Annotated in this window: 12 protein-coding genes; 5 read left to right on the top strand and 7 right to left on the bottom strand. The window is 55.2% G+C overall.

Annotation, left to right across the window (positions count from 1 at the left end):
* Position 1 precedes the first annotated feature (1 nt).
* Positions 2-580 carry a 4'-phosphopantetheinyl transferase AcpT gene (gene acpT, locus NXS97_RS10270; RefSeq protein ID WP_014595240.1) on the top strand — a complete coding sequence of 193 codons (579 nt, stop codon included), beginning with the start codon at positions 2-4 and terminating at the stop codon, positions 578-580.
* A 37-nt stretch (positions 581-617) separates the two neighbouring features.
* On the opposite strand, the gene NXS97_RS10265 is transcribed toward acpT, so the two are convergent.
* Positions 618-830, bottom strand: coding sequence for a hypothetical protein (locus tag NXS97_RS10265; protein ID WP_014606673.1), 213 nt, complete (start codon positions 828-830; stop codon positions 618-620).
* Between the two features lie 249 nt (positions 831-1,079).
* On the opposite strand from NXS97_RS10265, the gene NXS97_RS10260 reads away from it, so the two are divergent.
* Positions 1,080-2,270 carry an alpha/beta hydrolase-fold protein gene (locus NXS97_RS10260; protein WP_112900251.1) on the top strand — a complete coding sequence of 397 codons (1,191 nt, stop codon included), beginning with the start codon at positions 1,080-1,082 and terminating at the stop codon, positions 2,268-2,270.
* Positions 2,271-2,377: 107 nt separating this feature from the next.
* On the opposite strand, the gene NXS97_RS10255 is transcribed toward NXS97_RS10260, so the two are convergent.
* Entirely contained in the window at positions 2,378-2,818 is a 441-nt protein-coding gene (locus NXS97_RS10255; protein WP_116220003.1) for a GNAT family N-acetyltransferase, read from the bottom strand.
* 469 nt (positions 2,819-3,287) lie between these two features.
* On the opposite strand from NXS97_RS10255, the gene NXS97_RS10250 reads away from it, so the two are divergent.
* Positions 3,288-3,962, top strand: a complete 675-nt coding sequence (locus tag NXS97_RS10250; protein WP_231858591.1) for an EAL domain-containing protein — start codon at positions 3,288-3,290, stop codon at positions 3,960-3,962.
* A gap of 155 nt (positions 3,963-4,117) precedes the next feature.
* On the opposite strand, the gene NXS97_RS10245 is transcribed toward NXS97_RS10250, so the two are convergent.
* Positions 4,118-5,182 carry an AraC family transcriptional regulator gene (locus NXS97_RS10245; RefSeq protein ID WP_112900249.1) on the bottom strand — a complete coding sequence of 355 codons (1,065 nt, stop codon included), beginning with the start codon at positions 5,180-5,182 and terminating at the stop codon, positions 4,118-4,120.
* 129 nt (positions 5,183-5,311) lie between these two features.
* Positions 5,312-6,316 carry a phosphotransferase enzyme family protein gene (locus NXS97_RS10240; RefSeq protein ID WP_014606668.1) on the bottom strand — a complete coding sequence of 335 codons (1,005 nt, stop codon included), beginning with the start codon at positions 6,314-6,316 and terminating at the stop codon, positions 5,312-5,314.
* Between the two features lie 243 nt (positions 6,317-6,559).
* Between NXS97_RS10240 and eat the strand changes: the two genes are divergently transcribed.
* The gene (gene eat, locus NXS97_RS10235) at positions 6,560-7,924 is read left to right on the top strand and encodes an ethanolamine permease (RefSeq protein WP_014595250.1); all 1,365 of its coding nucleotides are present in this window, start codon (positions 6,560-6,562) and stop codon (positions 7,922-7,924) included.
* A 63-nt stretch (positions 7,925-7,987) separates the two neighbouring features.
* Complete coding sequence (locus NXS97_RS10230; RefSeq protein ID WP_014606667.1) at positions 7,988-9,328, top strand: aspartate aminotransferase family protein; 1,341 nt, start codon at positions 7,988-7,990, stop codon at positions 9,326-9,328.
* Between the two features lie 155 nt (positions 9,329-9,483).
* On the opposite strand, the gene NXS97_RS10225 is transcribed toward NXS97_RS10230, so the two are convergent.
* From NXS97_RS10225 to kduD, 3 genes are all read right to left on the bottom strand, one after another.
* Positions 9,484-11,973: a hypothetical protein gene (locus NXS97_RS10225; RefSeq protein WP_116220005.1), complete on the bottom strand. Its 2,490-nt coding sequence runs from the start codon at positions 11,971-11,973 to the stop codon at positions 9,484-9,486.
* Positions 11,974-12,002: 29 nt separating this feature from the next.
* Positions 12,003-13,082 carry a glycoside hydrolase family 105 protein gene (locus NXS97_RS10220; protein WP_105077100.1) on the bottom strand — a complete coding sequence of 360 codons (1,080 nt, stop codon included), beginning with the start codon at positions 13,080-13,082 and terminating at the stop codon, positions 12,003-12,005.
* A 382-nt stretch (positions 13,083-13,464) separates the two neighbouring features.
* Positions 13,465-14,226 (bottom strand): 2-dehydro-3-deoxy-D-gluconate 5-dehydrogenase KduD, encoded by a 762-nt coding sequence (gene kduD / locus NXS97_RS10215; protein WP_014606664.1) that lies wholly within the window; start codon positions 14,224-14,226, stop codon positions 13,465-13,467.
* Between the last annotated feature and the right edge of the window lie 37 nt (positions 14,227-14,263).

Genomic DNA, 14,263 nt, shown 5'->3' with positions numbered 1-14,263 from the left:
TATGTATCAGATCTTTCTGGGAAAGATTTCCCGACTCAGTGCTGGCGCGTTAGCACCCGAGTTGAAAGATCGGGCACCTTCGGGCGCGCGGCGTGCCAGTTGGCTTGCCGGGCGCGTCATGCTCTCTGCTGCTATCGCGCCGGTGCCCGCGATGCAGTACGGGGTAAATGGCAAGCCCGCGTTTCCCCCCGAGGTGCAACGCGGCTTTAGTCTGAGCCACAGCGGGGATGACATTGCCCTGCTGTTCAGTGACGAAAGGGACGTGGGCTGTGATATTGAAGTCCTGCGACCGCGACCAAACTGGCCGCGCCTGGCAGAAAAGCTGTTCAGTCCGGGTGAACAGGCCCTGATCGCCGCACAACCGGGGGTGCAGCAGTTAGCGGTCTTTTGGCGCATCTGGACGATAAAAGAGGCGATAATCAAGCAGCGCGGTGAGAGCGCCTGGCAGATGGCCAGCATTGACAGTACGGCCCCGTCTGCGTTGTCGGTCAGCGCGCTGCAGGTGGGCGGCCTGAGTCTGGCGGTCTGCACGCCGACGCCGTTTGAGTTGAGCGCGACCACTCTGCGGCGGCTGGCATAAAGGGCTGGCCACGTTCTCACCGGGCAGCCCTGATTGTTTAGTGACTCTGTTTGCTGTCTTCTTCTTTATGCTTCTTCGCCAGGTAATGGCCTGCTGCGCAACCCGCCACGGCACCGGCAACCGCATGATGTTTAAGATGACCCGCTACGCCGCCCACCAGCGCGCCTTTCAGGCAGCCTTCAGCCTGCGCCTGAGAGGTAACCGACATCAAAAGGCCCAGCGTGACCAGCAGAAAGGGAAGTTTACGCATCAATACTCAGTCCTTATCAAGGGGGAAAAGTGTTCATGCTGCGACGATAACGCGAATGCGAGGCGGGCGGATAAAAAAATACGAGTCGTTGCGCGACTGTTGCAGAAAAAGCGACGGACTTTTCATGCCAGAGAGGGCCTGAATTTTTTGAACCCCATCACACCCTGCGTTTTTTGCGTATCCCTTTGCTCTCTTCCTGAACGTAAAGATGCAATAACTACCTCGGCATACACAAAACCGGAACCCACGATGAAAAGAACTTTAGCCTGTTTTTCATTCCTGGCAGGCAGCCTGCTTACGGGATATGCACCTGCACTGATTGCCGCCCCTTTGCCGTTAACGCCAGACACGAGCATCCCGGTAAGCCGCTACATTACGGCGCTGAATCCGGATCACTCCATTACCTTTCGTCTTTTTGTCCCTGCCGCGAAGCAGGTTGCTGTGGTGACCGGCGCCACGCCGCTGAGCCAGCAGTCGCATGACATGAAAAAGGACAGCACGGGGATCTGGTCATGGACCAGCGAGCCGTTGAAGCCCAACCTGTATGAGTACTATTTTGACGTAGGCGGTTTCCGCACGCCGGATACCGGCAGCCGTTTCCCGAAACCGCAGCGCCAGGTGAACACCAGTATGATTCTGGTGCCGGGCAGTATTCTGGATGAGCGCAACGTGCCACACGGCGATGTGCTGACCCTGACCTATCACTCCACCGCCCTGAAGTCTGAACGTCAGGTGTTTGTCTGGGCGCCGCCGGGTTACAAGGTCGATAGCAAGCCGCTCCCGGTGCTCTACTTCTACCATGGCTTTGGCGATACCGGGCTGTCGGCCATCTCTCAGCTCCGCCTGCCGCAGATCATGGATAACCTGCTGGCAGAAGGCAAAATTAAGCCGATGCTGGTGGTGGTGCCCGATACCGAAACCGACATCGTGCAGGCTATTCCCGAAAACTTCCCGCCAGCCGATCGCCGCAAGGACTTTTATCCGCTGAATGCCGCTGCTGCGGATAAAGAGTTAATGCAGGACATTATCCCGCTGGTGGAAAAACGCTTTACCGTGAGTCGCAAACCGGCTGACAGGGCGATAGCCGGGCTATCCCAGGGCGGCTATCAGGCGCTGGTGTCCGGCATGACGCACCTGAACGACTTTGCCTGGCTGGCCAGTTTTAGCGGCGTGACCACCAGTACAGTGCCTAATGAGGTCGTGACGCGTCAGCTGAGCCAGCCGCAGACCGTGGATAAACAGCTGAAAAACTTTACGCTGGTGGTGGGCGATAAAGATATCGTGACAGGCAAAGACATTGCCGGACTGAAAACCGAGCTGGAAAAGCAGGGCGTGAAGTTCCATTACACCCAGTATCCGGGGCTGGGACATGAGATGGACGTCTGGCGACCTGCGTATGTGGAGTTTGTGCAGCAGCTGTTTAAACCACAGTCGCACTAATTCTGGCTTCAACGCTGACCGCGCACAGGATGAGCAGGGCATCCTGTGCGCATTCTCCCCAACGCGGCGGGAACGCTGCTGTTTCGTTGGCGGCGGATTGCGTCATGTCAGCCACGCGGTAAGCGCTTACGCATCACCCGCTGCCCAAACGCATCACTGCCTTCTGCGACCCAACCATTTGCCTGATAAAACCCCTCCGCGTTCGAGCCGGGATCGGTGGTCAGCATAATCGTCTCTGCGCCCCGATCGCTAAACCACTGGACGATCGCGTTCAGCAGGTGCGTCCCGATGCCCTGTTTTTGATATTCAGGTTTAACAAACAGTCCGCCAATTAGCGGTTCGGGCGCATAGATCCCCAATCCATAACCTGCATAATCATCCCCGAACTGGCAAATCCAGCCGCCGCCCTGACATATATCCTCCAGCGCTTGCTCACGCTGTAAATAGTGAATTTGATGCGCATGAAGCCGGTTTTCCGTAACGGAAAAGCGTATTTCATATATTTCTTTAAGGTGCCGGGGTTCAAGTTTAAAAAAGGAAAGAGACATGGTCGTTCTGTATAACATGACGGTGAAGTTGGACACATTATCGTCTGGACCGCGGTATTTCAAGTCGCCAATATTTGGGGTGACCTCTGTATTTCCCGGAAGCGGTTTTTAACCCGCTTTTTTTCATTTGGCTGGCATCCGGTTGTCATCTGTCTGTCAATTTCTTCTGTTTAACGCTGGCCTTAAGGCCGCCGGGACGATTGAACCCAGCCCTGTTCCCATTCCCCCTGTACTCTGAAAGGAATTAATTGGGACACATTGCCTCACAGGGATGACCGGCAAAAAATGCGGTCCATGAAAAACTGGAGTTTTATAGTTTGCCATTCATCATTAAATAACAAGGGTTTAACGATCGATTTTTGGGATTTGATAGGTTTAATCATAGTTTAATCCGTTAAAATTCATTTGATTGATAGCTAAAGGCGATCAATAATCAATCCACTTCAACATCGTTAATCAGAGCTTGGGAATGGAAATCCAGAATCTTGATAATAATAACCGTGCCTGGCGGTTCATTGCTGAACCCATCGTAAACCTGAAATCCGAACGTATTGCCGTTGAAGTCTTAACCCGATTTGCCGCACCAGGGACGCCTTTTTTTCATATAAACAGAATGAATAAAGGACAGAAAATAAAGCTCTTAAAAGAGCAACTGTTCTTAATTGATAGAAAAAGACATTTCTTTGAACGTAACCAGTTGCTGTGTTCTGTCAATGTAGATGTAGAGATGGCTTTTGCGCTGCTGGAAGAACGGGATATTTACGAGCTCGCCACAGCGCATTCTTTTCTTCGCATCGAGGTTTCAGAAGACTTTCCCAACCTGGCTGAGGGGCTTAATAATCCTCTGTTGCGAAAGTTATATAATAATTACACTTTATGGCTGGATGATTTTGGCAGTGCATCTTCTCATTTTCCCTGTTTGCAGGAGGGATTATATGAGGCGGTTAAAATCGATAAGCACTTTTTCTGGGAACATCATAATCGTCCACTCTGGAAAGAGACGCTGACGCAAATTAAAGACTACTGCCAGTTTATCATTGTCGAAGGCGTAGAAAAGGACACCTACTTCCAGTTTGCTAAACCCCATGCTGCCGCATTTCAGGGCTATCTTTTTAAAGCCTTTTCTTTTGATGCCATTACCTGACGACGCTTTTATTCTTAACGTCGCTGCCTGCTCGTTTTGATTTATTCTGATCGTAAATTTGCTCACTGTCTTATTACTGGCTGAGAGGGTTAAAGCCTACAGCCGGTTGTTGAAGCACGCAGCGTAACGAATGCTGTTCTGGCTGGATAGCTTAACTACAAGAACAGCCCCTCCTGTGATTTACGGCAATCGCGCGGGCTGCAGCCGAACCAGCGGCGAAAGGCGCGTGAAAAAGCGCTGACTTCAGAGTAGCCCAGCAGCAGCGCCATCTCGGAAACAGAAAGATGATGCTGTTTGAGATAATGCGTGGCCATTTCTTTGCGTACGCTGTCCACCAGCGCCGAGAAGCTGGTTTGCTCATCACGTAAGCGCCGTTGCAATGACCAGGCGGATAACCCCTGTTTTTCCGCGATGATTTCCAGTGAAGGTTCGCCGTTCAGCAGTTGCAGATGAATGTCCGTTCGGGTTTGGTTAACGGTGTCCTGACGCACCACGGGCGGGCTGAGCCGACGGATGGCATCCTGCATAACCAGCAGCAGCATCGGATCATGATCCGGCATTTTCCGGTTCAGATCTGCTTTCGCGATGATCATCGAGTTAAAGGGTTGATCGAAGTAAACCGGGGCATCAAACACCTTACAGTGTTCGTGCCAGTGCTCAGGGCGCGGATGCTCAAAATGCACTTCCCGCGGCGCCCAGAGCCGACCTGCGGCATGGCGGATCAGGTTGAGGAACATGCCCAGCGTTAACTCGGCATCCTGGCGGCGCATCAGGATCACGCCATGGCGAACCTGATAATCCAGTTGCCAGCAGTCGCCGCGTTCGGTCAGCCGGATGCAGGTGTTGTGTTGATGAAAGGGAAAGGCATTGACGACGTTCCGCAGCGCCTGTTCCAGCGTGGCTGAACACAAGCCAATATAGCCGATCAGCCCCAGTGACTGGGGTCGGAACTGATGACCGTATTGCAGACCAAAGTTGTCCACGCCTGCCTGGCTTGCGGCTTCCTCCAGCACCCGGCAATAGCTGACCAGGTCCAGGCTCAGCGTTGGGCAGGCGAGCATATCGGGATCGATCCCGCTGATCCCGAAAATGCGATCGACATCGCCGCCCTGTGCATTGATAAATTCGCCTAAGCCCGTTGCGGCGGCAGACAACACACCGCGATGGCCGCCTGCGCCGGAGATGGCCGTTAACGCGGCCTCTGGAACTCTGCTGGTCATCTTGTTTTCCGCAAAAAGTGAACATCTCAAGGTTCTGCAAAAAACGTACCAGCTGGAAACCACGCGATAACAATCGCTTACCCGATTCGCTTTCCGTGTTGCACCGCGATCAGGCACTGCGGCGGTGCGTTAAACGCCAATCGGCAGCGCGGCACCTTCAAGATAGCGCTGACACAGCCGGACGGTGTGGCTGGCCCAGCGATCGCCCAGGCTGCGCGCCATCTCGGTCTCGCGGTGGGAAGCCACCCAGGCCGTCAACTGGATACGCCGCTGGATCAGCATGGCGGGGATCATAGCCAGTTCCCGATCGCTGATGTGTGCGACCTGTTCGTAACCGCGTAACCAGTTTTCCACCCACTGCGGCGCACTCGGATGATGCTCAACAAAACTGATGGCTGCGGCAAGATCGTGCAGGTACCAGCCCATGCCGCAGTCATCAAAGTCGATCACCCGGGTTTCGCCTTTATGCACCAGCAGGTTGGTCAGGCGCAGGTCGGCATGAATCAGCCCATAGCGTTCAGGTGACTGTCCGAAGTCCAGCATCTGGCGGCGCACGTGTTCCAGCGTTTCTTCTACCACCGCGTGTTCAGCGGTGGGTAACCCCGCAACGTCCCGCCAGTCGCCCCAGTGGCCTGCCGGAGACACCATCGTATGATGATCCCAGATGATGCGGCGAAACCCCTGCGGCTTCTGCCATTTCCGGCTGTGATGGTGCAGACGGGCAGTAATGGCACCGAGCTGACGAAACGCAGCCGGATCGACGCTGTCGGTCAGCATATCGCCCTCTATCCAGTGAAACAGCACCGCATAGCGTTCGCCGCCATCGGGCAGCGGCAGGACCTGAATGCGTTCACCCTGACGATCTTCTACGGCAGCGGGGACGCTGATGTCCGCCGCCTGAAGCGCGTCCAGCCAGAGCAGCTCACTTTCAATATCCTGCTTCGCGTGGTAATCGCCCCGGTGAATGCGCAGCGCGTATCGGCCCTGCGGCGTGCTGACAGATAACGTCGCGTTTTCTGAGCGACACAGCAGCCTGACCTCAGCCTGTGCACAGGCGGGATAGTTCACTAATGCCCGGTGGGCAAGCTGAAGGATGGTGTCGTTACTCAGCGTATCGTACTGTTTATGGCTCATGTCCGGCTCCCGGGTTTCTGCGTGTAGGGCCAGCATGGCGCTGAACCCTGCCTGCACGCTTGACCTGAAAGCAGGGGAAAATTGACTTTGGCAGGCACCTGGCAGCCAGGCCAGGGGCAAGTTGACCTTAAATCACGGCGTTCTGTTTTCTGCGGTCAAGTTTTTCCCTTCCCACTGTGTCCATCATCTACCCGACAGCTTTTGTGCAGCATTTTTCAATTAAAACAGACGGGGAACGCAGTGATGAAAGAGAAACTGAAACCCACCCTGGGCACCCTGCGACTTTGGGGCATTGCCGTGGGGCTGGTGATATCGGGTGAGTATTTCGGCTGGAGCTACGGCTGGGGCGCAGCGGGCACGCTGGGCTTTCTGGTCACGACGTTTTTTGTTGCCGTCATGTATACCTGTTTTATCTTCAGCTTTACCGAACTGACAACGGCTATTCCTCAGGCGGGCGGCCCGTTCGCCTATAGCCGCCGGGCGTTCGGCGACACCGGCGGGCTGATTGCCGGAATCGCCACGCTGATTGAGTTTGTGTTTGCGCCTCCCGCTATCGCGATGGCCATTGGCGCCTATCTCAACGTGCAGTTTCCTGAAATTAATCCCAAGCTTATCGCCGTGTGCGCCTATCTGGTGTTTATGGGGCTGAATATCATCGGCGTGAGCATCGCCGCGACCTTTGAACTGCTGGTTACGCTGCTTGCCGTGATTGAGTTACTGGTGTTTATGGGCGTTGTGGCGCCCGGCTTTAGCCTGGCGAATTTCGTCGCGAACGGCTGGGCGGGCCAGGGAACCTTCTCGCTGGCTTCCGTGTCCGGTATGTTCGCTGCGATCCCCTTTGCCATCTGGTTTTTTCTGGCGATTGAAGGCGTCGCGATGGCGGCAGAAGAGGCAAAAGATCCCCGCCGCACCATTCCCCGCGCCTATATCAGCGGTATTTTAACGCTGGTGGTGCTGGCGATTGGCGTGATGGTGTTTGCCGGTGGAGCAGGCGACTGGCGTACGTTATCGGGCATTAACGATCCGCTGCCTCAGGCGATGAAAATGCTGGTCGGGAATGACTCGCGCTGGATGCACATGCTGGTGTGGATTGGCTTATTCGGCCTGATCGCCAGTTTTCATGGCATCATCATGGGCTATTCCCGCCAGTTCTTTGCGCTGGCCCGCGAAGGGTATCTGCCGCCCGCCCTGGCGAAGCTTTCACGCTTTAACACACCGCACCGCGCCATTCTGGCCGGTGGTGTAGTGGGCATTCTGGCCATTTTCTCTGACGGGATCAGCTTTCAGGGCATGAGCCTGACCGCCGCCATGATCACGATGTCGGTGTTTGGCGCCATTGTGATGTACATCATGAGCATGCTGAGCCTGTTTAAGCTGCGTCGTACCGCTCCCACGCTGGAGCGCAGTTACCGTGCGCCGGGTTATCCGGTGATCCCTGCCATTGCCCTGTGCGGATCGCTGATCTGCCTGGCGGCGATGCTGTGGTTTAACCCGGAGATTGGTGCGCTGTTTATGGCCTTTATGGTCGTGGGTTACCTCTATTTCCTGACGACCCAGTCCCGGCGCGGCACGATCGCGCAAACCTCTGTCGCGGCGGAGATCGACTAACGCAGACAGACGCTGCCGCGCACTGATGTACGGCAGCGACAGTATTGAATCCGAGGAGTGATGATGACGGTACGTTCAACCATTATGGATACCAACAGCTTTCGTGCAGAAAACGCGGAAGCGCTGGCCCCGGCGATTCGCCAGTTAACCGACAAACGCAGCAAGGTGCTGGGCGAGTCATATCGGCTGTTTTACCGTAACCCCGTGCATCTGGTGCGCGGGCAGGGGCAGTATCTCTGGGACCAGGCGGGCAAACAGTACCTGGATATGTATAACAACGTCGCCAGCATCGGCCACTGTCATCCGGCGGTCGTGGAAGCCGTGCACCAGCAGATGATGCGGCTGAATACGCACACCCGTTATCTGCATGAGTCTATTCTGGACTACAGCGAGCGCATTTTGGCAACGATGCCGGCGGCCATCGATCGGGCCATGTACATGTGCACAGGGTCCGAGGCAAACGATCTGGCGATTCGTATGGCGCATGCGTGGAGCGGCGGCACGGGCATTATCGTTTCGAAAGAGGCCTATCACGGCACCAGCGCGCTGACGTCCGGCGTATCACCGGCACTGGGCAGCGGCCAGCCGCTGTCATCGCATACCCGGCTGGTGGCATCGCCAGATTTTTACCGCATTCAGCCCGCCGATCAGGGGGCCTGGTTTGCCCACGAAATTCAGAAACAGATCGATGATATGGCCGCGCACGGCATCAAGTTTGCGGGCTTTCTGGCGGATTCCATTTTCTCTTCGGACGGCGTATTGCCCGGCCAGCCGGGCTTTTTAAAGCAGGCTATCGACGTCGTCCATCAAAACGGCGGAATTTTTATTGCCGATGAAGTTCAGCCCGGCTTTGCCCGTACAGGGGAATCATTCTGGGGATTTGCGCGCCACGGCGTGGTGCCCGACGTGGTGACCACGGGTAAACCGATGGGCAACGGTATTCCCGTATCCGGTCTGATGGCGAAAGCCCCGGTTATGGCGGCCTTCAGCGACTCGCTCCCGTATTTTAATACCTTTGGTGGTAATCCGGTGTCGATGGCGGCGGCGCATGCAGTGATGGATGTGATCGAGCAGGAATCGCTTCAGGCGCACAGCCTGAAAACCGGGCAAGCTTTGTTAGCGGCTCTGCAGTCCCTTCAGGATACCTATGCCTGCGTAGGCGACGTGCGCGGCGCAGGCCTGTTTATTGGCTTTGAGCTGGTCACGGACAGAGAGACGAAGCAGCCTGACAAACGGCTGGCGCTCGATTTGGTCGAGGCGCTGCGCGAAGAGTGTGTGCTGACGTCTGTCGCCGGACCTTACGGCAACGTGCTGAAGATTCGGCCGCCGCTGTGCTTCCAGACGCATGATATCGACTGGGTAGTCAGCGCGATGGATCGCTGCCTGAAAAAACTGCAGGGATAGGCCGCTGCCGGGCACAGGACAGGGCGGTAACGGGATGATTTTGCTGAATGCTGCACGCGTCGCATAACGCCCGTCATCACTGCACGGATAAAGCCCGACGTCAGCCGGGCTGGCGATATCCGTAAAACCTGATGCCAGGGATTGGCACGGCAGAATTACAAGGGGAGTTCGTGGCTGTCGCCGGAAATTGTCCAGCTGTCAGGATCCAGTAACCTCCCCTGCCCGAAAACACAGCCGTTTGGCTGGAAAAACACCTCGCCATATTGCGGATCGTTGACGTAAAAGGTGCCGTCTTCGCGCCGCTCAACGGTGAGCTGTGCAAATCGCGCCTCAAAATCCGCCAGGTTATCCAGCCGCGGATCGTCATTCAGGCGAATCAGCCAGCAGGTTTCCTGCCCCGGCAAGCGGACTTCACAGTGCTGTGTCGGGCCATGAGCGATCCGCTGGAACGCGCGGTTGCCGGAGATCTGTACCATACCTTTACCACTGCGCAGCAGAATGCGTTTATCGTAGCAACGCACGTCATCAAAATAGCGCTGCGGCAGCCAGGCGTGAGAAAAATCAGGCTGCCCTTCATGAACACGAAACAGAACGATCGCCAGGCCGCGATACTGCTGCACGCGCGGTAGCGTGCCACATCCTCCCCAGTAGGAAGGCCGCCCGAAGCCACTGTGCAGGCGTTCACCTGGATGGTTGATCCAGATCTGCGCCTCCGGCGTCTCGCCGATCCTCAGATGAATCGGGGTTTCCTGATAGCCCCATTCGCCCCAGCGGTATCCGGCAAGGGAACCCATTGCCACGTCGCGGGTTTTATAGTGGTAAAGGCGCGCAATGCGGTTAAGCCCCTGAGCGAAATACCATTCCAGCGCGCTGTCACCTCGCCATACCGCCACCTTTGCCAGTTCAGGTGAGTGCGTCAGTTTGCCCTGCTTTAACAGTAGCGCCAGCTGCGGTAAGGCATGAAAGCGACAGCCAACGTTGCCTTTGCCCCACAACAGGCGCGAGATAGCGGACAGCTCCAGCGAGCGACCTGCGCGCAGCGTGTGCTCGTATGAACGACCTTGCGATGCGGTGAGCATGCCCTGGTGGGAAGAGCGTGCTATCTGTTCCAGCAGGCGAAGGATAGCGCGCTGGCTACGGGCAACGATATCGGCATCCGGTGCCAGGGCGGCGAGGGCGGTTAATCCTTTGAGGTCGATAGGGAAGTAAGGCGCGGAATTCCATTCGGCCATCTCGCATTGTTCAAAGTGATCCAGCCATGCCAGCACGCGCTGACGGCCTGCCTCTGCCTGATCGCCGCCCAGGCGGCCGGATCGTACAAAGGTTTTATCCGGAAAGGTGCTTCCCGCCAGGTAGGCGGCGGTATGAAACAACAGCGCATGGTTTTCAGAAAAATACCACTGCACGTCATTTCCCGGCTCATCCATCCAGTAACGAAAGGCTAAAATCGCCCGATCCATTTTCTCGCGAACGGGAGCGGCAATGCGATCCGCCCACTGGATCCGACACCACAGCAGCGGTACAAGCGTAAAGTCGGCGCAGTCATGGCAATCTTCAACCGGTGTTAAAACGCCCTCCAGCATGTTCTGGGTTTCGGTGTCATCCATCCCGCAGGCTAGCCGGGCCAGCGCTTTTACGCTGCTGTATTCGCCGTGCAGGGCAACATGCATCAGCGCTTCGTCTGCACGCGCGTCTGCCGTTTTCGGCACCTGCGCCTGTTGCTCTGCATGGCAGATCTCCACGCCCAGGGTGCGCCTGATATGAAAGTTGTCTTTTTCCATGCTGATAACGAAATGACGAAAATCAGCCGGCAACGCGTCGCTTTCGGCAATCTCTGCCACCGTTTCGCCTTGATGTAAAACCGCGTTGATCAGTACGGGCTGGTCTAGCGAAATAAAGTCGCCCTGCACGCGGATATTCAGGTTCAGCGTTTCCGGGGCTGGGATTGGGAAGCACAGGCGAACGGTGCCGCCTGTGTAGGTCGGCTGTTCAAACGCCATGCCTTCGAGCAGGGCTTCCATTTGCCGCACCCGATCTGCCTCAATCGGTGTTGCCAGTGCCACCTGCAGCGGCGCACCTTCAACATAGTCCAGTTGAAAAAAGAAGCGCACATCGCGTTCGGCCAGGTCATCGAACCAGACCGCGATAGCGTTCACCCCGGCATCCAGCATGAGCGCGAACTCAACGGTGCTTTCCAGATTACGCTGATAGTCTGCCTGCCATGCCACATCACCGCCGTTCAGCGTAATACAGGCGGCACCGCAGGTGGTCAGCCGAAAACGGTACAGGCCACGTTGTTCCGCAACAAGGCAGGTTTCTGCCTGAGCGCCGATGCTCGTGGCCCGGAACCAGAAACCTGATAAATCGACCCGATCGGAACCAAAAGGGAACCACCAGTTTTTCAGGGTAGTATCGCCGAAAGGAGTGGGCTTTTTTCCGGCATAGTGTTGCTGAAACTGCGTACGACGGGGATAGGTATGGGGAATAAAGTTTTTATGTTGGCTCAGAAAGAAAAACGGATCCATTTCACCGGACATCGGCGCATTGGGCACATCATAGCGCTGTGAAGAAATCGCGGATAACTGCCAGTAGCGAACGGCTTCATTCTGGTTAAGGGGGAAGTAACAATAATGGTTCTGGTCCATGATGATATTCTCCTGGTGTCGACGTCCTGTTATTTTTTTAAATGTCTTAACCCTTCGGTCAGGCATAAAATAGCCAGCGCCTGGCCATAACCGGTTGGCTGTAGCGGAATGTCTTTATAGAACTGCAGGGTTCTTCCCATGCGGGTGCCATAAGAGACGTTGTGGACTGTGCCGCTGCTGTCAATATTTCGCTGTACCGCGCCCAGGGCTTTTAAACCTGCCTGCAACCAACGTTCATCGCCATAGCCAAGACGAACGCCTTTTAATAAGCCATAGCCAAATCCGGCGGTAGCCGATATTTCTTCATAGCTGTCTGGATGGTCGAGCAGCGTGTGCCATGCACCGCTCTCAGATTGCAGCGTGATTAATGTATTAATTTGCGTTTTCAGGCATTCGAGTAAATAGTCACGGACCCCGCCGCGAAGCTGGGTCAGTTCCAGAAACTCAATAATGCCGACGGTTATCCAGGCATTTCCCCGCGCCCAGCGGGCCTGAGCAAAATGGCTCTTCTCGGCAAAGCTCCAGCCGTGAAACCATAAACCGGTCTGCGGATCGTTAAGATAACGGGCATGCAGTAAAAACTGGCGTACGGCCTCATCGACCAGCACCTGTCGTCCGGAAGCCACACCGTAATGGCCGAGAAACAGCACCACCATAAACAGCGTGTCATCCCATATCTCCATGGGGTTAATGCCGTCGGACACCACGTGCTGGAAGCCTTGTTCCGGGGTACGCGGCAGCTCTGTCATCACCCTGTCGGCCCAGCTATCCAGCACCGCTTGATAATGTGGTGCCCGGTTATGTGCCCACAACAGAGATAACGGCAGCATGGGGGCGGTGGTATTAATATTTAACGGGGGCAGGCCTTTTTGAATATTTTGCTGAAACCAGTTTTCAATGATTTGGTAAATATCGTCGCGACGGGTCAACTCCCATAATCTCACCAGACCAAACAGGCCAACGCCCTGCGGCCATTCCCAGTGAGCAAATGAGATGTAATCCCCCGCTGTGCCATCCATATTGGGTTCGTTAAATTTCCCTTCGTCTTTTAGCTGTGTAAATCCATTCAGTAACAGATCAAGTTGGCGGGCTGTTGATAATAATTCCATTATATTTCCCTCAATGCTGTATAAATCCTTACTCGTTTTTTATATTTCTGTGATTATTCACTGTAACCTTGACGTCCTTATTCGCCTCGACAGGCGGGAATAACGGTTATCCATAAGTTTCTCTGGGAAATGAAATCCCATGACGTCATCATTATCGGCTGGCCTTAAGAAGCCAGTTTTACATTAACCAGATATGTTGACTTATTCATACGGTTGGCGTTCAGGGTCACTATTCTGGCCTCAATCATTATTCTTTCTCATAAGAGAGTAAAACCGGCTTTAATGATGCGATTGCCTGCCTGATTAATCGGGCTGCCTGCCATCATTATTTACGTATAACGACAGGCTCGCCCGGGCAGACGTAAAGGCTTAATGCTCAGCCTTAACGCGCGAGCCAGCCGCCATCGACGGCAATCGTATAGCCATTCATATAGTCAGAAGCCCGTGAGGCAAGAAATACCACCGGCCCCATCAGGTCCTCTGGTTTTCCCCAGCGACCGGCGGGAATGCGATCGAGGATTTCGGCACTTCGCTGTGCATCAGCGCGCAGTTGCTGCGTGTTATCGGTTGCCATATAGCCCGGGGCAATTGCGTTGACATTAATACGGTGCTTCGCCCACTCGTTGGCCAGCAAGCGGGTTATGCCCATTACGCCACTTTTAGACGCGGTGTAAGAAGGCACGCGGATCCCGCCCTGAAAAGAGAGCATTGAGGCGATGTTGATGATCTTGCCCCCATCCCCTTGGGCAATAAAATGTCGGGCGGCGGCCTGCGACATAAAGAACAGGCTCTTAATATTCAGATCCATCACATCATCCCAGTCCTGTTCGCTGAAGTTGATGGCATCCTCACGGCGAATCATGCCCGCGTTATTCACCAGAATATCAATGCGGTCAAAGCAGGCGATGGCGCTGTCCAGCAGGGCAGGGATAGCATCAATGTTACGCAAATCAGCTTTCAGGCTAAGGAAGCGACGTCCCAGCGCGGTCACCTGTTTAATCGTTTCGTCGGGTTCAACCTGATTAATACCAACAATATTGCAACCGGCTTCAGCCAGTCCCAATGCCATAGCCTGACCCAGGCCGGTATTGCAGCCCGAAACCACCGCGATTTTGTCCTGAAGAGAAAACGCATTCAGTATCATGTGGACTCCTTATTCACGCGCTACCTGCTTCTGACAG

It is taken from the genome of Pantoea sp. B623, from assembly GCF_024814475.1.
Lineage (GTDB): Bacteria > Pseudomonadota > Gammaproteobacteria > Enterobacterales > Enterobacteriaceae > Pantoea > Pantoea ananatis.
This window is presented reverse-complemented; position numbering and strand designations above follow the sequence as displayed.